Consider the following 443-nt stretch of genomic DNA (forward strand, 5'->3'; position numbering starts at 1 on the left):
CGGCAGCTTTCGCTGCCGCGCCTTTCCCAACCCATGACCTCCCGATCGCGAGATGGATGTGCGGCCGTGTCCGGCAATGTCGGATCCGCCCGCGCCGGGAGACGTGCGCCCTGCGCCTGCCGCCGTACGGCCGGCCTTCGGCATCGCAGCGCACGTATTCGATTGCCCGTTGCCCTTTGTTTTGAATTGCGAGTGACCCCATGACGAACGTTCTCACGCCCTCCGCCCAAAACCGCGCGCCCGCGCATCAAACCGCCTCGCGCTGGCAGTTCTGGATCGATCGGGGCGGTACCTTCACCGACATCGTCGCCCGGCGCCCGGATGGCACGCTCGTCACGCACAAACTCTTGTCCGAAAACCCGGAACAGTATCGCGACGCCGCCGTGGCGGGCATTCGCCATCTGCTGGACCTGGCCCCCGGCGAGCCGATCACGCCCGAGCGC

1 protein-coding gene is annotated in these 443 nt (G+C 67.5%); it reads left to right on the forward strand.

Annotated elements, in window-relative coordinates; all coding sequences use genetic code 11:
* Positions 1-200: 200 nt before the first annotated feature.
* On the forward strand, positions 201-443 hold a 243-nt coding region (locus W930_RS28850), incomplete at its 3' end, for a hydantoinase/oxoprolinase N-terminal domain-containing protein (protein WP_036656463.1).

The sequence above is a fragment of the Pandoraea sp. E26 genome (genome assembly GCF_000681415.1).
Taxonomy (GTDB): Bacteria; Pseudomonadota; Gammaproteobacteria; order Burkholderiales; family Burkholderiaceae; genus Pandoraea; species Pandoraea pnomenusa.